We start from the raw sequence: 17,587 nt of genomic DNA on the forward strand, positions 1-17,587 counted from the left end.
TACCGGGTATAGATTTCCAGCCAGGAGAGGAAATTCTTTCATGACTGGACGCGTGAACCTGATGGCGCCGGAAGTCCGGGCCAATCCCTACCCCGTCTACGCGGAGCTGCGCCGCACCGCGCCGGTGTGTCAGGTGGAGCCCGGTGGGCTGTGGGCCATCACCCGCTTCGAGGACGTGGCCGCGGCCTTCAAGAACCCGCAGGTGTTCTCCTCCGCCGGCGTGCGCACGACCACCGCGCCACCGTGGCTGGGTCACAACCCGTTCTCCGAGTCGATGATCGTCATGGACCCGCCGCACCACATGCGGCTGCGCACGCTGGTGAGCCGCGCGTGGACGCCCGCGGCGGTGAACCGGCTGGAGCCGCGCATCCGGAGCTTCGCGCAGACGCTGGCGGAGCGGCTGACCCCGGAGCGCGAGGTGGACCTCGTGGACGCCTTCGCCATGCCGCTGCCGGCGAGCGTGATTGGCGAGCTCTTCGCCTTGGACCCCACCATGACGGCCCGCTACAAGCGCTGGTCGGTGGACCTGTCCAGCGTGTCCGGCACGACGGAGAAGGACACCCACCGGCACGACTCCATCAAGGCCACCGTGCGCGAGATGGAGGACTACCTGTCCAACGTCGTCGCCGAGCGCCGCCGCCATCCGCAGGACGACATGGTGTCGGACCTGGTGAAGTCACGCGTGGACGGCGAGGCGCTCTCCGACGCGGAGGTGATGAGCTTCCTGTTCCTCCTGGTGGTGGCGGGCCTGGAGACCACCGTGCAACTCGTCAGCCACAGCGTGCGCATGCTGATGGAGCAGCCGCACATGGTGGCCCGGCTGCGTGAGAACCCGTCGCAGGTGGGGCGCTTCGTGGAGGAGGTGCTGCGCTATGAGCCCTCCGTGCACGGCCTGGTGCGCGTCACCACGAAGGAGACGCAGGTCGCGGGCGTGACGATTCCGGAGGGCGCGCGCGTGGCGCTGATGGTCGGCTCCGCGTGCCGCGACGGCGAGCGCTTCAAGGACCCGGACACCTTCGACATGGACCGCGAGGGCGTGAACAACATGCCCTTCGGCCACGGCATCCACTTCTGCCTGGGCGCCCCGCTGGCCCGGCTGGAGGCGCGCGTGGGGCTGGAGGTGCTCTTGTCCCGCTTCACGCGCTTCACGCCCACGGGCCCGGTGAAGTGGAACACCTCCCTCACCGTGCGCGGCCCGCTGAGCCTGCCCCTCATCCCGCACGCCTGAGGCGCGCGGGACGAAGAGCCTGCTTCACGCCTCGATGTCGAACGCGAGCGACACGCGCTCGCCCGGGGCCACGTGCAACAGCCCCTCGCCGGTGGCCAGCGCCCCGGCGGCGGCCGTCCACGGCTCCACGCAGACGAAGTCCTTCCCCGTGAGCGTCCATACGACGAGCATGCGGAACTCCTCGCTCCACGACAGCTTCACGGGGGACAGGCTTGGGCCCCGCTCCAGCACCGTGCCCGGCGCGGAGTGGTCACGCAGGTGCATGTCCACCTCCTGCGCCGTGAGGTCCAGGCCGGTGAAGGGCACCTCGTGCTTCGCGCGGTTGTCCCACGCGTGCGTGGCGTCCGTCTCCACGCGCGCCTGGGCCTTCTGGGCCTGCGGCACGCGGAAGTACGGGTGGTAGCCCAGGTGCAGCGGCAGGGGTCGCGTGTCCCGGTTCTCCAGGTCGAAGTCCAGCGTCAGCCTGCGGCCCGCGAGCGAGAACGCCAGCTGCGCGTCGAAGGCCCACGGGTACTGGCGCAGCGTCTCCTCCGACGAGGTGAGCCCCAGCACCAGCAGCGACTCCTCCGCCTGGCGCACCGTCCACGGCAGCTTCCGCGCGAAGCCGTGCTGCGGCAGCGAGTACGCCTTGCGGTCCGCCGGATACGTGTCCCCGGGCAGGGGACCGGCGTTGGGAAAGAGCACGGGGATGCCCCCGCGCACGCTCTTCGTGAGGTCGGCGACGGTGCTCTCGTCCAGATAGAGCACGTCCTCGCCGTCCACCACCATGCGCGTGACGAGCGCGCCGCGCGTGGGAATCACCTCCACGCGGCAGCCGCCGTCCTCCAGCGCATACGTCTCCAGCCCCGCGATGCCCGGGAACGGTCCGCTCATGGAACTAGATGGCCCCTTCCTTCGGGTCGCTGTCCATGAACGGGTAGGGGACCTTCACGGGCGGCGCGAAGTTCTCCTTGATGGTGCGCGGGCTGGACCAGCGGAACAGGTTGATCATCGACCCGGACTTGTCGTTGGTGCCCGAAGCCCGGCTGCCGCCGAAGGGCTGCTGGCCCACCACCGCGCCCGTGGGCTTGTCGTTGATGTAGAAGTTGCCCGCCGCGTTGCGCAGGCCGCTCATCATCTGCTCGATGACCTTGCGGTCGCGCGCGAAGATGGCGCCCGTCAGCGCGTACGCCGCGGACTGGTCGCACTCCTTCAGCGTCTCCTCGAACTTCGCGTCCGGGTAGACGTACACGCCGACCAGCGGCGCGAAGATCTCCTCCGTCATGATGCGGTGGCGCGGGCTGTTGCACTGCACCAGCGTGGGCTGCACGTACCAGCCCTCGCTCTTGTCCGTGCCGCCGCCCGCGACGATGGTCGCGTCACCGCCGGACTTCGCCAGCTCGATGTACGAAGAGACCTTCTTGAACGAGCGCTCGTCGATGACGGCGCCCATGAAGTTCCGGAAGTCCGCCACGTCGCCCATCTTGATTTCGCTGATGAGCGCCTGGAGGCGGGGCTTCAGCTTGGGCCACAGGGACTCCGGCACGTAGACGCGGCTGGCCGCGCTGCACTTCTGTCCCTGGTACTCGTAGCCGCCGCGCACGATGGCGACCGCGAGCGCCTCCAGGTCATCCGCCGCGGACGCGTGCGCGAAGATGAAGTCCTTGCCGCCCGTCTCACCCACCAGCCGGGGGTACTGCTTGTAGCGGCCGATGTTCTCTCCCACCGTCTTCCACAGGTTGTTGAACGTGGGCGTGGAGCCGGTGAAGTGGATGCCGCCCAGGTGCGGGCTCGCCAGCACGGGGTTGCCCACCGTGGGGCCGTCACCGGGCAGCATGTTGATGACGCCGTCGGGCAGGCCCGCCTCGCGCATCAGCTCCAGGCTGTACCAGGCGCTCAGGGCCTGCGTGGAGGACGGCTTCCACAGCACCACGTTGCCCATCAGCGCGGGCGACAGGCAGAGGTTCAGCGCGATGGAGGTGAAGTTGAACGGCGCGATGGCGAAGACGAACCCGTCCAGCGGCCGGTAGTCCGTCATGTTCCACGTCTGCGGCGAGTTCTCCGGCTGGATGGAGAGGATCTGCTGCGCGAAGTGGACGTTGTAGCGAAGGAAGTCGATGAGCTCGCACGACGCGTCGATCTCCGCCTGGTGCGCCGTCTTGGACTGGCCCGCCATGGAGGACGCGTTGAGCAGCGGGCGGTAGCGCGTGGCGAGCAGCTCCGCGGCGCGCAGGAAGATGGCCGCGCGTGCGTGGAAGGGCATCCGCGCCCAGTCCTCCTTCACGCTCATGGCGTTCTGGATGGCCTGCTCCACGTGGCCGGCGTCGGCCTCGTGCAGGGTGGCCAGCACGTGCTGGTGCCGGTGCGGCATGCGCACGGTGTCCGTCTTGCCGGACTTCACGTGCTTGCCACCGATGACGACGGGGATTTCGATGCGCTCCCCGCTCATGCGCTTGAGGGTGGACTGGAGCTCCGCGCGCTCCGGGGTGCCGGGAGCGTAGGAGAGGACGGGCTCGTTCTTGGGAGCCGGGACGCGGGGGAAGGCGTTGAGCACGCGGAGACCTCGGGACGAGAGGAAGGAAAGTTCGGGCAAGGTATAGCCCTCCCCGTGTCCCAGGTCAGTGACAGAAGCGTGGGGCGTCCTCGCCGAGACACCAGGCCCCCGGCGTCCGTCCGGCATCCGTCCGGTTCAGCCCTCGCCCGCGGCCTTGGCCGTCGTGCCCCTCGCGCGCTGCAGCACGGCGTGCAGCTGCGCGATGAGGTACGGCGGCTTCACCGGCTTGACCAGGTACGCGTCCGGCTGCGGCTGACCGGGCTCCAGGTCCGTACGCGGCGGGTAGCCACTGACGAACATCACCGGCAGGTGCGACAGGGAGGGCTCCGCGCGAACGCGGCGGCACAGCTCGTAGCCGTCGATGCCCTCCATGTTCACGTCCGACAGGAGCACGTCCGGCGGCTGCGCCAGCGCGTGCGCGAGCCCCGTCTCTCCATCCGCGGCCACCGTGCAGTCGAACTCACCCGACAAGAGCAGCCGCAGCGTCTCGCGCATGGTCCAGGAGTTCTCCACGATGAGGACCTTGGGCTTCACGGTGCATCGACTCCCGGGAGGCAACTGCGCACGGCTTGGGGGAACGGCGGGCACAGCATCCCCCCGCCGTGCGCACCGGGCAAGAGGTCCCCCTTCACCCGTAAGAATTCATGAAAGGCTCCACCTCACGGGTTTGCCGCCAACGCCCTCAACCCTCGGGCGGCGGATTCACGAGCCCACGCCGGGAAACCTCGGAGTCCGGCTCCTCGTCGCCCCGCGCCTCGCGCTCGGGCACCTCTTCGTCCTGCCATTCCGCGCCGCGCTCCACCTCCGCCTCCCAGCGCGTCTCCTTCAGCGGGCCCGGGTTCTCGTCCTCACGGGCCGCGGCCTGGGAGCGCTCGCGGGCCAGCTCGGCGGCGCCGCGGTCCAGCGCGTCCTCCATCTGTCCCCGGTTGCGCGGTTGGAAGTTCTTGGAGTCCTTGTCCGAAGCCATGGTGTTACCTCCGACGGGAAGGTGGGACGCACGGGACCGGCCGGGCAATGACGGCGCGTGCGCACGCCGCCTGCCTGGCCGCCCAGGTGCGGGAAGGGCAGGGTGCGCTGTCCCGCTGCGTCAGCGCGGTACGGAAGGCGGACGTCGGGCCAGCGGCTGCGCGTCCTGCCGCGACAGGCGTTGGACCTCCGGCGCCACGTCCCCGGTGGGCGCGGCGATGCTGCACCGCGCGCCGCCATGCACCAGGCCCACCACGCGCAACTGCTCGTCCACCAGCGGCGCGCCGGAGTCTCCCGGCACGCCGTGCATCGTGGTGAAGAGCGCGTTGGGCACGTCCGGCAGTGACGGGCAGCGGCCCCAGCGCTCCACCATCACCCGCTGCGGTTCGCCGGGCCGGTCGTGGCGTCCGGTGAAGACGAGCATCGCGCCGGGGATGGGCAGCCCTTCGGCCACCTCCAGCGGCGCCACCGGGGCCTTCGCCTCCAGCTCCAGCACCGCCATGTCCCGGCCGCGATCCACGAACACGTAGCGGCCCTTCAGCCGCCGGCCGTCCTCGAAGTTCGTCCGCTCCTCGCCCGCGTCCGGTGCCACGCAATGGGCCGCGGTGAGGACGTGGCGTCCCTGGCCCACCACCACGCCCGCGCAGTGGCCGTCGCCCAGCGTCACCGTCGCGGCTTCGGCCTTCTCCAATCCCTCGGCTCCGCCCGGGCCGGACTGGCCGCAGGCCATCCAGGCGGTCACGGCCGCGAGTGCCACCGTGGCGCCGCCCCACTTCCATGCACGCATGCCGCTTCCCCCTCCTCCCCCGGGCGACGGGCCCTGGGGTTCGTAGGAACGGTGTGCATGCGTGCGGGTGTGTCGTGGGAGCGGGTGTGGAAGTGGCTCCCCAGCAGGCGTCCGGGCGCATCGCCGTGCCGGCTTCCAGCAAGACGGTCAAACAGGGACCGGGAGCAGAGCGTGCACCTGCTCGGATGTCCCGGAGGCGGTGTCACTGAAACGTGCTATTCCTCGCTACGTCTGGATTCTGGAATCCAGATCCTGGCCCCGAAACTGCCAGCCCTTTGGCTCGTGAGCGACGACGAGAAGACAACGGTATTGGATGAACGCACCCGCCCTCCGAGCACCTGGGGGGAGCGGATGCGTACGCCCATCACGTTGCCGGGCTCGGGCATCGGGGAGCGGCGCTCGCTGATTCCAGGCGTCATCGTCACCGGGCGCTACCGCGTGGAGTCGCTGCTGGGCGAAGGCGGCATGGGCCGCATCTGGCTGGCGGAAGACCTGCAGGAGCGCCGGCGCGTGGCGCTCAAGGAGATGCACGTCCCCTCGGAGCTGTCCGCGGCGAAGGTGGAGGAGCTGGTGTTGCTGTTCCGGCACGAGTTCTTCGCCATGAAGAAGCTCCAGCACCCGTCCACGCTCAAGGTCTTCGATTGGGGCATGACGGAGGCCGGCAACCGCTTCATCACCATGGAGGTGGTGGGCGGCAATGACCTGAGCACGCTGGTGCGGGACGCGCCGCTGGACACGCGCACGCTGTATCGCGTGCTGATTCAAATGGCGCAGGTGCTGGCGTTCATCCACTCGCGCCTGTACGTGCACTGCGACATCAAGGCCAGCAACGTGCGTATCACCGAGTCCGGCGCGGTGAAGCTGATGGACTTCGGCGTGATGCACCAGCTGGGCACGCCCAGCCCCGGCAAGCTGAAGGGCACGCTGGAGTACCTGGCGCCGGAGTGGCAGCGCGGCGCGAGCATCGACGGGAGGGCGGACCTGTACTCGCTGGGCGTGATGGCCTGGTACCTGGCCACCCGCAAGCTGCCCTTCAAGCGCAACAGCCCCGCGGTGCTGCTGGCGGATCACCTGACGCGTCCGCCGCCGCGCCCGTCCACGCTGTGCCCGGTGGATCCGCAGCTGGAGGAGATCATCCTCCTGCTGATGGCGAAGGATCCGCGCGAGCGCTTCCAGGACGCGGGCGAGCTCCTGGAGGCGCTCTGCCACGCCAGCGGCGAGCCCGTCCCCGAGGAGCCGCTGTCCGCGCGCGCCAGCTACCTGCACGTGCCGGAGGTGGTGGGGCGCGAGGCGGAGCTGGAAGGGCTGATGAACGGCCTGGCGGAGGCGGACTGGGGCCAGTCGCGCGCGATGCTGGTGGGCGGCCCCGCGGGCGTGGGCAAGACGCGGCTGCTCCAGGAGTTCGAGCTCCAGGCGAAGCTGGCGGAGCTGCCCTTCGGCCGGGGCCAGTGCCGCGCGGAGGGGCTGCCCCCGCTGGCGCCGGTGGCGCAGTCCCTGCGCTGCCTGGTGCCGCACACGCCCGCGGACTTGATGGAGCGGGTGAGGGCGCCGCTCGCGCGCCTGCTGTCGCCGGAGGTGCTGGAGGGCGACCAGGACGAGCAGCTGCCGCGCGACGGCTCCGACGAGAAGGCGGCCTTCTTCGAGGCGCTGACGGAGTGGACGCGCACGCTCGGCGGGCGGCAGTCCTTCGTGCTGTGCCTGGAGGACCTGCAGTGGGCGGACAGCGCGTCGCTGGAGGCGCTCAACGTCGTCATCCGCGCGTTGCACGGCACGCGCGGCATGGTGGTGGGCACGTTCCGCTCTCAGGAGCTGTCGCGCCTGAGCCTCGCGTTCCAGACGGTGGACGAGAAGCTCACGTCCCGCATGGACCTGGAGCCCCTCTCCGCCGAGCACGTGGCCAAGCTGGTGGGGCTGGTGCTGCCGGGGCTGGATGTGCCGGAGGGCTTCGTGCAGCGGTTGCACGAGACGACCGGCGGCAACGCCTTCTTCGCCACGGAATGCCTCCGCATGCTGGTGGAGGCGGGGGCGCTGCGGCGCGTGGGCGGACGGTGGGAGGCGGAAGAAGGGCTGGGCACGCGCAGGCTCCCCTCGAGCATCCAGGAGGCGGTGCTGGTGCGCCTGGCCAACGCGCCGCCGGAGCAGGTGTCGCTCTTGCGCAAGCTGGCGCCCGCGGGCCGCATGCTGGACCTGCCGCTGCTCCGCGCGCTGTCCGGACTGCCGGAGGCAGAGCTGTTCGCCGTGCTGGACGGCATCGTGGAGCGGCAGTTCCTCCAGGACGTGGAGGGCCGCTACGTCTTCACGCACGACACCGTGCACCAGGCCGTCTACGACAGCACGCCGGAGCCAGCGCGCCGGGCGTACCACGGCCAGGTGGCGCGCGCGCTCCAGGCGCTGCCCTCGGGGCGCTCGGGCGGGGTGCGCGCGGTGGGCTGGCACTTCGCGCGCTCGGACGCGCCCGCGGAGGCCATCCAGCCGCTGCTGGAGGCGGGCCAGGCCGCCATCGAGGCGGAGGCGCTGCTGGAGGCCACGCTGCTCCTGAAGGAAGCGGCGGGGCTGCTGGAATCCGCGCCGGACTACCCGGGCCGCTCGGAGCAGTTGTTGCGCACGTGGGTGTCGCTGGTGGAGGTGGGCTACTCCAGCGACCCGCCGACGTCGGTGGCGTACGCGGAGCGGCTGTTCGCGCACTGGGCGGCCACGGTGGACGTGGAGGCCGGACGGCGCGAGGCGCTCTCCCGGCTGGAGTCCGCGCGCGTGGCCACGCCCGCGGAGCGCGAGGAGCTGCTCATCCCGCTCTTCCGCGAGGTGGCGGCGTGCGCGCGGATGACGCCGGTGGACGTCTTCTGGAAGCGCTCGGAGCTGCAAATCCTCCAGGGCATGGCCCTGGCCATCCTGGGGCGCACGGAGGAACTGGAGGCGCTCATCGCGCGCGTGGCCGCCGAGCACCCGGAGGACTCGCCGTACCGGGCGGGCCTGTCCGTGGCGCGCTCGACGCTGTGCGCGTACACCGGCCACTGGGCGGGCGGGGTGGCCGAGCAGCGCAAGCAGGTGCAGCGGCTGCACGCGTTCCGCGACGCGGTGGGGCGTCCGCCGCGGCGGCTGGCGTGGGCGCTGGGCATGGGCGGCTACCTGCTCAACGTGAACCTGGCCCTGCGCGGCGAGCCGCTGGACGAAGCGCTGCTGAAGGACGGGCTGCACCTGGCGGAAGCGCAGGGCTTCACCGACGTGCGCGCCTACCACCTCTTCGCGCAGGTGGCGCGCGCGGCCTTCACCGGCGACGGCGCCGCGTTCGCGTCCGCGCTCGCGCAGAAGACGGAGCTCGTGCGGCGGCTGGGCAGCCCCCGGTTGATGGAGCGCAACCTGGCCCTCTTCACGCCGCCGTACTACCTGGAGCGCGGCGAGCACGAGCTCGTGGCCGCGGTGGTGTCGCGCGGCGAGGCGCTGTCGCGCGTGCTGCCCGGGGACCGCTGGCTGCGCGCGCACGTGCAGGTGTACCAGGCGTGCCGCGACGTGCTCTTCGAGGACGCGGCCGCCGCGCGCGAGTCGCTGCCCCGCGCCCTGGAGGCCGCGCGGATGGGCGGCCTGCGCATGGAGACGCTGGTGCGCGTGTACCAGTCGCGCTTCGAGCGGGAGCAGGGCCGGCTGCCCGCCGCGCTCGCCGCCGCGCAGGCCGCGCTGGAGCGCGCGCTGGACCCCCGCTTCGCCAACCCCTGGGACGAAATCCTGGCCCGCCGCGCCCTGGCGCCGCTGGTGTCCCAGGAGGAAGGGGACGCGCACCTGCGCCACGCGCGCCTGCTGGCGGAGTCCACCGGCAACGTGCTCCAGATGGGCCTCGTGTACCTGCAGCACGCGGAGCGGTGTGGCAACCCGGAAGAGGTGATGCGGGAGCTGGAGATCGCCGAGCGGGCCTTCACCACCGCCCGGGCCACCCATCTCCAGCAACTGGCCCAGTCGCTGCGCGGCCCGCTGTCGCGCCAGCACGAGGAAGTGAAGCAGAGCGCCTGACGGCCGGGTCGTGCTTAGGATGGGCCCATGTCCTCCTCCCCCCTGCGCTTCTGCCTGGACTACCTGTCCCCGTACGCCTACCTCGCCTGGCTGCGCATGCCCGCCATCGCGCGGAAGCATGGCCGGGAGCTGGAGCCCGTGCCGGTGCTGCTCGCGGGGCTGCTCAACGCCGTGGGCTCCGTGGGCCCGGCGGAGATTCCCGCCAAGCGCGTCTACGTCTTCAAGCAGACGTTCCGCATCGCGCATGAGCAGGGCGCGCCCTTCACCCTGCCGCCCTCGCACCCGTTCAACCCGCTGTTGTCCCTGCGCGTGACGGCGGCGGTGGACGACGTGGCGGAGCGCACGCGGCTCACCACCGCGCTCTACTTGGCCGCATGGGGCCAGGGCCGGGGCATCGAGACGCCGGAGCAGGTGGGCGCGGTGCTGACGGACGCGGGCTTCGACGCGCGGGCGCTGCTCGAGCGGGCCCAGCTGCCGGAGGTGAAGGACCGCCTGCGCAAGAACACGGAGGCCGCGCTCGCCCAGGGGGCCTTCGGCGTGCCGTCCGTGCTGGTGGACGACGAGATGTTCTGGGGCGTGGACTCGCTGGGCCACCTGGAGCGCTTCCTGGAGGGCCGCGACCCGCTCACCCCCGCGGACCTGGAGCGCTGGCAGCATCTGCCCGCCACCGCGGACCGGCGCCAGGGCGGAAAGCCCCGCCCGTGAACGTGCTCGGGCAGCTGGGAGTGGCCGTCGCCGGGCTGGTGCTGGCCGGCGTGCTCCTGTTCCTCAACTTCTGGCGCGCGCTGCTCTACCTCTTCCCCCACACCGTCCGGGTGGAGCCCGAGGCCCCCTCGGACCAGATGGACCTGCCGGAGTCCCTGGCCCCCCTGGCGGGGCAGCTCCAGGCGCTGGGCTTCACGCCCCTGGGCAGCCACGAGGAGAAGCCGCTCCTCCAGAGGGCCACCCGCTCCTATAACTGGGGGCACCCGGGCGAGCGCGTCTTCGCCACCCTCCACGAGGGCAGCGACCTGTTGCCCCGGCTCTACCTGCTCACCCCCCTGGCCTCCGGGGGCTTCGTGGTGACGGCCAGCTACCGCCGCCCCGCGCTGGACGTGCCCGGCTACCGCTCCGGGTCGCTGGAGGACGCCGCACCGGAGCGCCTGTTGCGCGCGCATGTGCGACGACTCGAGGGGTTGGAACCGGCGGGGCCGGAGGGCTTCACCTGGGAGGGGCGGGTCCAGGCGGCCAGGGCCTGGTACCAGGGCCTGGGGCGCAAGGAAATCCGCCGCCAGAACCTCCAGGGGCTGTTGTGGACGGCCATCGCGCTTGCCATCGTCGCCAGCGCCTTCCTGGGACGGCGCGCGGGCTGACGGCCCCCTGGACGCTTTTCCACGTCACGTCGTGCGTGCACCGCGCGCCCCGGAAGAGTAGGGAGACGAGCACCATGAAGAGCGTGTCCAAGAACGAGGAAATCTACTTCCTGTCCGGCAAGCGCACCCCGTTTGGTACCTACGGCGGCAGCCTCAAGGACTTGAGCGCCACCGACCTGGCCGTGGAGTCCGCGAAGGCGGCCCTGGCCCAGGCGGGCGTCTCTCCGGAACTCATCGAGCATGTCGTCTACGGCAACGTCGTCCAGACGAGCTCGGACGCCATCTACCTGCCGCGCCATGTGGGGCTGCGCACGGGCGTGCCGGTGCCGGTGCCCGCGCTGGGCGTCAACCGGCTGTGCGGCTCCGGCTTCCAGGCCTTCGTCACGGCCGCGGAGATGATGCTGACGGGCGGCGCGGAGGCCGTCCTCGCGGGCGGCACGGAGTCCATGAGCCAGGCGCCCCACGTCATCCGCGGCGCGCGCTGGGGCATCCCCCTGGGCAAGGGCGGCCTGGAGGACATGCTCTGGACGGCCCTCACGGACAGCTACACGGGCAACGCCATGGCGCTCACCGCCGAGCAGCTGGCGGTGGACTACAGCATCAGCCAGGACGACGTGGACCAGTACGCGGTCCTCACCCAGAAGCGCTTCGCCGCGGCGCAGGAGGCGGGCCGGCTGGCGGATGAAATCGCGCCGGTGACGCTCAAGGGCAAGAAGGGCGACACGGTGGTCTCCAAGGACGAGCACAACCGTCCGGAGACCACGGTGGAGGGGCTGCGCAAGCTGCCCAAGGTGTTCAAGAAGGACGGCGTGGTGCACGCGGGCGCGGCCAGCGGCATCTGCGACGGCGCGGGCTCCATGGTCATGGCCACGCGCAGCTTCGTGGAGAAGCACGGCCTCAAGCCCGTGGCGCGGCTCGTCAACTGGGGCATCGCCGGGTGCGACCCGCGCATCATGGGCATTGGCCCCGCGCCGGCCATCCGCAACCTGCTCAAGCGCGCGGACGCGAAGCTGACGGACGTGGACCTCTTCGAGGTCAACGAGGCCTTCGCGCCCCAGTACCTGGCGGTGGAGAAGGACCTGGGCCTGCCACGCGACGCCACCAACGTCAACGGCGGCGCCATCGCCGTGGGCCACCCGCTGGGCGCCTCCGGGGCCCGCATCACCATGACGCTGGCGTACGAGCTGAAGCGCCGGGGCGGCCGCTATGGTATCGGGTCCGCCTGCATTGGTGGCGGCCAGGGCATCGCCGTGCTGGTCGAGGCGCTCTAGGAGCGCACCGTGGCGTTGGGGTACGGGGCAGACGACATCCGGACGGGACGTGGTGAGATGAGCAACGAGGTGGACGCGAAGACGGCCCGCGAGCGGGCCAAGGCCATCGCCGAGCAGCGCCGTGCCGAGCGCCGCAACCGCAAGCGCCGCTGCGTGGTGTGCGGTGTGGAGGAGAGCGACAAGACGCCCCTGACGGCCCACCCGGAGGGCATCGGTCCCGCCTGCAAGGACGAAGTCACCTGTCAGGCCCGGCGCGCCGCCGCCGGTCGCTGAAGGGCCGGGCGCCCACCCCCTCCGCCGCACTGTCGGCGGGTGGACGGTGGGCAGGCCCCCGCCTCCCGATGGACTCCTGCGGGGGCGGGAAGCGGCTCCCGGGCCGGATTGTCGGGCCCGTTTCTTGATGGCGCCCCCGACTCGGGGTAAACATTTGTAATCTCTGGTGACACGAGGGTTGGAATGGGCGTTATCAGCTTCACGGGCGTCAAGGTGTTCTCCACCACGCTCGCGCGCGATCGCGAGAACATGGGCGAGAACATCACCAAGTGGCTGAAGGAGAACTCCTCCGTGGAGGTCGTGGACAAGATCGTCACGCAGTCCTCGGACAAGGAGTTTCACTGTCTGACCATCACGCTCTTCTACCGCCACAAGACGTAAGCCCGGCAGGTACAGCGAAGGCGTGGGATGCGAGGGCGCTTCTCCCTGGTGACACCAGGGCGGGGCGCCTTTCATCGTTTCTGGATTTAGGGTTGCGGACCGGGCGGGCTTCCACCACCTTTGGGCATCTATGCGACCCATGCGGGGCTACAATCGAGGCGGCGGCGGTTTCGGCGACATGTTCCCGAGCCTGGATTCGATGGCCGCCAAGTTGGCGATTGCGTTCGTGGGCATCTCCGCCCTGTTCCTGGCGACCTCACGCGGGCAGGGCGGGCTGCTGCTGCTCAACCCGGCGGACGTGATTCTGCGCTTCCGCGTCTGGGAGCTCGTCACCTACGCCTTCGTGGCCACGGGGCCGCTGGGCATCCTCTTCGGCGGCCTCATCATCTGGTCCATCGGTGGCTTCCTGGAGTCCACCTGGGGCGGCAAGCGGCTGTTGCTGGTCGCGGTGGGCATCCCGTTCGTCGCGGGCCTCATCACCACGGCGCTGGCCCTGGTGATGCCCATGAGCGTCTACGCGGGCGGCTCCGTGATGACGGCGGTGATGTGGGTGGCATACGGGCTCGTCATCGGCAAGGGGCAGACGAACTTCTGGGGCATCCCGCTGACGGGCAACTGGTTCGCGGCCATTGGCGCGGGCTTCACGGTGCTGAACATGCTGACCGCGGGCTCCTGGCGCGCGGTGGCGCCGGAGATCTTCGGCCTGGTGCTGGTGTTCGTGTACGTGCGCGGCGCGAGCCCCAAGCGGCTGATGCTCCAGTTGCAGCACTGGCGCCTGCAGCGGCAGCTGCGCGACCGCTCCAAGCACCTGCGCGTGGTGGACCGCAACCGCCCGCCGGACCGCGACCAGTACCTCAACTGAAGTCAGTGCGCGGCCTCCGGGTGGCCGTACTGCTTGAGCTTCCGGTAGAGCGTGGCCACCCCGATGTCCAACTGCTCCGCGGTGCGTGAGCGGTTGCCGCCGTTCTGCGCCAGCACCGCGAGGATGTACTCCTTCTCCATGTCCTCCAGCCGGCGCGGGTTGCCGGTGGGGACCAGGCTGGGCGGCGCGGCGCGCACCTCTTCCGGCAAATCGTCGCGCTCCAGGCGCGGCCCTTCGCACAGCGCCACCGCGCGCTCCACGGCGTTGCCCAGCTCGCGCACGTTGCCCGGCCAGGGGTAGCGCAGCAGTTGATCCGCCGCGTCCGGGGACAGGCCACTCACGCGGCGGCCCAGCCGCTCGCCGGTCTCCGCCAGCAGCAGGCGCGCCAGGGGCAGGATGTCCTCGCGGCGCTCGCGCAGGGGCGGGATGCGCAGCTCGATGACGCGCAGCCGGTAGAAGAGGTCCTGGCGGAAGCGGCCCAGGCGGACCTCCTCGGACAGCTCGCGGTTGGTGGCGGCCACCACGCGCACGTCCACCTTGCGGCTGGTGTTCTCCCCCACGCGGCGCACTTCTCTCTCCTGGAGGGCGCGCAGCAGCTTCGCCTGCATGGCGGGAGGCACCTCGCCCACTTCGTCCAGGAAGAGGGTGCCGCCGTGCGCCGCCTCGAAGAGGCCGGGCCGGTCGTGCGTGGCGCCGGTGAAGGCGCCCTTCGCGTGGCCGAACAGCTCGCTCTCCAGGAGGCTCTCCGTCACCGCGGCGCAGTTCACGGCGATGAAGGCCTTGTGCGAGCGGCCGGACTCGTCATGGATGAGCCGGGCGATGCGCTCCTTGCCCACGCCGCTCTCGCCGGTGACGAGCACCGTGGTGTCCACCTTGGCGGACCGGCGCGCCAGGTTGAGCACGCGCTGCATGGCCTCCGAACGGGCCACCATGCCGGTGGGGTCCTCCGTCACGCCGGACACGCGCGCCAGCGACTGGCGCTTCGCGCGCAGCTTGCGCTCCGCCTGCCGCAGCGCCTCCGTCACCTGCCCGAGCACGCCCTCCATGCACTGCGTTTCATAGAAGCGCAGGAACTCCGTGCACTCGGTGCTCCACTCCGCCTCCGGGCGGCCCACGATGTGGCAGAAGGCGTCGCCCTTGCCCACGCACTTGAGCTCCGCGCAGTAAATCTGCTTGCCGTTGCAGTAGCTCAGGTAGCCGGACGCGAAGCCGGTGAGGCTCCAGCACACGGGCTCCTCCGCCTGGCCCAGGTGGAGCAGGTGCTGCTCGGCCTCATAGGAGTCGCTCCACTGCGCTTCCGCGAAGGGCTCCGGGCCATCCTGGGCCGTGCGCTCGATGCGCTCCACGCGCACCTGGCCCATCAGCGTGTGCAGCCGGCCGCCCGAGCGGCGCCACTCCGCTTCATCCTTCCACGGCACCGCGGTCTTCATCGCCTCCGCCGTGCGCCAGCCGTGCGCGTAGCCCAGCCGCGTGAAGATGCCGCGCGCGGCCGTCATCCCCAGCATCCCGATGAGCTCCTTGCGCAGGAGCCCCAGCGTCACCGGGTCCATCAACAGCGCCCGCTGCCCGGCGAAGCGGATGACTCCGCCCTTCGGCTCGAACGCCAGGAGCTCCTTCAAGTCCAAACCTTCCAGACCCGCCACGACGTCTCTCCCAGGTGTCTCAGTCTGAGGTGCTTCTCTATCAAATTGAGAGTCATTTCGCAGCGCTGGAATGGGATGCCTAGCAATTCCAGGTGCTTATCGCGTCAGCTGCATTGGTCCTGGGGTTGCAGTAGAAGCCGCCACGATGCCAACCGGGGTGGACAGACGCGAGGTGCTGCAGGGCGTGGCAGCCGCCGGGGTGGCGGGAGTGATGGGGCCGGGCCCCTCGGTCGCCCGGCAGGTGGCTCCGGCGCTGTTCGTGTCGCACGGCTCGCCCATGACGGCGCTGGACGCGGACGCATATCCCCAGGCGCTCAAGCGCTTTGGTGACGGCGTGGGCGCGGTGAAGGCGCTGGTGGTGGTGTCGGCGCACTGGGAGACGGACGCGCGCGTGCACGTCACGGCGATGGCCGCGCCGCCGCTCGTCTACGACTTCTACGGCTTCCCTGAAGAGATGTACCGGCTGCGGTACGCGCCGCCAGGGGCTCCTTCCCTGGCGCAGGACGTGGTGGCGCGGCTGTCCTCGGCGGGCGTGCCCGCGGTGGCGGACGGCGAGCGCGGCCTGGACCACGGCGTCTGGGTGCCCCTGCGGCATGCGTTCCCGGAGGCGCGCGTGCCCGTGTTGCAGGTGGCGCTGCCCGCGGACGCGACGCCCGCGCAGGTGGCGCGCATGGGCGAGGCGCTGCGTCCTTTGCGCTCCGAAGGTGTGCTGCTCATGGGTAGCGGCGGAGTGGTGCACAACCTTCGCCGGGTGAATTTCCGAAACAAGCTGGCGTCCGCCGAGCCATGGGCCGCCGAGTTCGATGCGTGGGTCGCCGGAAAACTTGCCGCCCGAGACTTCCTCGGGCTTCAGTCATGGATGGACGCACCGAATGCGCGGGTCGCGCATCCATCCGTCGAGCATTGGTTGCCGATTTATTTCGTCCTCGGAGCTGCCCTCCCCGAGGACCGCATCACCCCCGTGTTCGAGGGCTTCCATCACGGAACCTTGTCCATGCGCAGCTTCGCGCTGCGCGCCTGAACCTCGCAGTCCGCAAACTCAAGGAGTCCACACCATGAAGATGTCGCTCAAGTCCGCCATCACGCTGCTCGCCGTCGCCGCCCCGTCGTTTGCCTTCGCGTCCGCGTGGGAGATCGACTCGTCGCACTCCAGCGCGCAGTTCGCCGTGAAGCACATGATGGTGTCCAACGTGCGTGGCACGTTCAGCAACGTGAAGGGCAACATCAACCTGGATGACAAGGACATCACCAAGTCCACCATCGAGGCGACCCTCGACGCGAAGACCATCAACACCAACGAGCCCAAGCGCGACGAGCACCTGCGCAGCGCGGACTTCTTCGACGTGGAGAAGTTCCCGACCATCACCTTCAAGTCCACGAAGGTGGCGAAGGCCGGCAAGGACAAGCTGAACGTCACGGGCGACCTGACGATGCACGGCGTGACCAAGCCGGTGACGCTGGCCGTGGAAGGCCCGACGGCGGAGACGAAGGACGCGTGGGGCAACGTGCGCCGCGGCGCCACGGCGACCACGAAGATCAAGCGCAGCGACTTCGGCCTGACCTGGAACAAGGCGCTGGAGGCCGGCGGCGTGGCGGTGGGTGACGAGGTGACCATCACCCTGGACCTGGAGACCACGAAGAAGCCGGACGCGGCGGCGGCCCCGACGGCCACGGACAAGAAGTAGTCTTCGTTCCAGTCTTGAAATGAAGAGAGGGGCCTCGGGTGACCGGGGCCCCTCTTTTTCATGCGCGGTGGGGGCGGGCGGTGCCGCCCCCGGAAGGTGACGCTTCAGCCCTCGGCGACGGCCTGCACGCTGGCGCGGTAGATGAAGATGCGCGCGGTGTTGGTGCGGGTGTCGGCGGGGATGACGAAGAAGCCCGGGGTGGGGCCCTTGAAGTCCTGGGAGAAGCCGGCCACCTGGCGGCCGTCGTTGAAGGTGACGCGGATCTTCGAGCCCTCCGCCTGCGGCTGACGGGCGCCTGCGGCGAGCATGAAGAAGATGGCCTTCACGCGCTTGCCGGGGATGCGCTCCGGGGCGAAGCCGCTCTGCTGCTCCAGGGAGATGGTGTCCTCTAGGAGGTCCGCGTCGCGGATGGTGCCGCGCTTCACCTGTCCTTCGACGGTGTGGATGATGACGCGGTGTTCGCCTTCCACGAAGGAGTTGGCGGCGGACGCGAAGCCGGCCACCGGCACTTCGAATAGCGAGTCGTCCGTGGGGCGCAGGTGGTTGGCGGCCACGGCCGGCGCGGAGGAGGCCACGGGCGCGGCGGGCGTGGCCGCCAACCACC

Annotated in this window: 16 protein-coding genes and 1 pseudogene; 10 read left to right on the plus strand and 7 right to left on the minus strand. The window is 70.6% G+C overall.

Going from position 1 to position 17,587, the window contains the following annotated elements:
* The first annotated feature begins 40 nt into the window (after window positions 1-40).
* A complete protein-coding gene (locus tag D7V80_RS19760; protein WP_120589624.1) occupies window positions 41-1,228 on the plus strand; it encodes a cytochrome P450 in 1,188 nt (395 codons plus the stop codon).
* Between the two features lie 24 nt (window positions 1,229-1,252).
* On the opposite strand, the gene D7V80_RS19765 is transcribed toward D7V80_RS19760, so the two are convergent.
* The 5 genes from D7V80_RS19765 to D7V80_RS19785 all read right to left on the minus strand — a co-directional run bounded on the left by D7V80_RS19765 (window position 1,253) and on the right by D7V80_RS19785 (window position 5,514).
* A complete protein-coding gene (locus D7V80_RS19765; RefSeq protein ID WP_120589625.1) occupies window positions 1,253-2,101 on the minus strand; it encodes an aldose epimerase in 849 nt (282 codons plus the stop codon).
* A gap of 4 nt (window positions 2,102-2,105) precedes the next feature.
* Window positions 2,106-3,761 (minus strand): L-glutamate gamma-semialdehyde dehydrogenase, encoded by a 1,656-nt coding sequence (gene pruA, locus D7V80_RS19770; RefSeq protein WP_120589626.1) that lies wholly within the window; start codon window positions 3,759-3,761, stop codon window positions 2,106-2,108.
* A 135-nt stretch (window positions 3,762-3,896) separates the two neighbouring features.
* Window positions 3,897-4,295 (minus strand): response regulator transcription factor, encoded by a 399-nt coding sequence (locus D7V80_RS19775; protein ID WP_120589627.1) that lies wholly within the window; start codon window positions 4,293-4,295, stop codon window positions 3,897-3,899.
* Between the two features lie 148 nt (window positions 4,296-4,443).
* Entirely contained in the window at window positions 4,444-4,728 is a 285-nt protein-coding gene (locus D7V80_RS19780; protein WP_014399201.1) for a hypothetical protein, read from the minus strand.
* Window positions 4,729-4,848: 120 nt separating this feature from the next.
* A complete protein-coding gene (locus D7V80_RS19785; RefSeq protein WP_120589628.1) occupies window positions 4,849-5,514 on the minus strand; it encodes a serine protease in 666 nt (221 codons plus the stop codon).
* A 351-nt stretch (window positions 5,515-5,865) separates the two neighbouring features.
* Between D7V80_RS19785 and D7V80_RS19790 the strand changes: the two genes are divergently transcribed.
* The 7 genes from D7V80_RS19790 (at window position 5,866) to D7V80_RS19820 (ending at window position 13,655) form a co-directional block, all read left to right on the plus strand.
* The gene (locus tag D7V80_RS19790) at window positions 5,866-9,516 is read left to right on the plus strand and encodes a serine/threonine-protein kinase (protein ID WP_120589629.1); all 3,651 of its coding nucleotides are present in this window, start codon (window positions 5,866-5,868) and stop codon (window positions 9,514-9,516) included.
* A gap of 27 nt (window positions 9,517-9,543) precedes the next feature.
* Complete coding sequence (locus tag D7V80_RS19795) at window positions 9,544-10,221, plus strand: 2-hydroxychromene-2-carboxylate isomerase (protein WP_120589630.1); 678 nt, start codon at window positions 9,544-9,546, stop codon at window positions 10,219-10,221.
* Entirely contained in the window at window positions 10,218-10,868 is a 651-nt protein-coding gene (locus D7V80_RS19800; RefSeq protein ID WP_120589631.1) for a hypothetical protein, read from the plus strand. The genes D7V80_RS19795 and D7V80_RS19800 overlap by 4 nt, the downstream gene beginning before the upstream one ends.
* A gap of 74 nt (window positions 10,869-10,942) precedes the next feature.
* Window positions 10,943-12,139 (plus strand): acetyl-CoA C-acetyltransferase, encoded by a 1,197-nt coding sequence (locus D7V80_RS19805; protein WP_120589632.1) that lies wholly within the window; start codon window positions 10,943-10,945, stop codon window positions 12,137-12,139.
* 57 nt (window positions 12,140-12,196) lie between these two features.
* Window positions 12,197-12,412 (plus strand): hypothetical protein, encoded by a 216-nt coding sequence (locus tag D7V80_RS19810; protein WP_014399195.1) that lies wholly within the window; start codon window positions 12,197-12,199, stop codon window positions 12,410-12,412.
* 183 nt (window positions 12,413-12,595) lie between these two features.
* Window positions 12,596-12,793: a hypothetical protein gene (locus D7V80_RS19815; RefSeq protein WP_014399194.1), complete on the plus strand. Its 198-nt coding sequence runs from the start codon at window positions 12,596-12,598 to the stop codon at window positions 12,791-12,793.
* 199 nt (window positions 12,794-12,992) lie between these two features.
* Window positions 12,993-13,655, plus strand: a complete 663-nt coding sequence (locus D7V80_RS19820) for a rhomboid family intramembrane serine protease (RefSeq protein ID WP_233585522.1) — start codon at window positions 12,993-12,995, stop codon at window positions 13,653-13,655.
* 2 nt (window positions 13,656-13,657) lie between these two features.
* Here the strand turns inward: D7V80_RS19820 and D7V80_RS19825 are convergent, their stop codons facing one another.
* Complete coding sequence (locus D7V80_RS19825; RefSeq protein WP_120589633.1) at window positions 13,658-15,298, minus strand: sigma-54-dependent Fis family transcriptional regulator; 1,641 nt, start codon at window positions 15,296-15,298, stop codon at window positions 13,658-13,660.
* A 145-nt stretch (window positions 15,299-15,443) separates the two neighbouring features.
* Here D7V80_RS19825 and D7V80_RS19830 point away from each other — a divergent pair, with 145 nt between their 5' ends.
* Window positions 15,444-16,319 (plus strand): dioxygenase, encoded by an 876-nt coding sequence (locus tag D7V80_RS19830; RefSeq protein WP_120589634.1) that lies wholly within the window; start codon window positions 15,444-15,446, stop codon window positions 16,317-16,319.
* Between the two features lie 34 nt (window positions 16,320-16,353).
* Window positions 16,354-16,983: a YceI family protein gene (locus D7V80_RS19835; RefSeq protein ID WP_120589635.1), complete on the plus strand. Its 630-nt coding sequence runs from the start codon at window positions 16,354-16,356 to the stop codon at window positions 16,981-16,983.
* Between the two features lie 104 nt (window positions 16,984-17,087).
* Here the strand turns inward: D7V80_RS19835 and D7V80_RS19840 are convergent.
* Window positions 17,088-17,587: pseudogene (locus tag D7V80_RS19840) on the minus strand (hypothetical protein); the annotation flags it as partial.

The organism is Corallococcus sp. CA054B (assembly GCF_003611625.1).
Classification (GTDB): Bacteria; Myxococcota; Myxococcia; order Myxococcales; family Myxococcaceae; genus Corallococcus; species Corallococcus coralloides.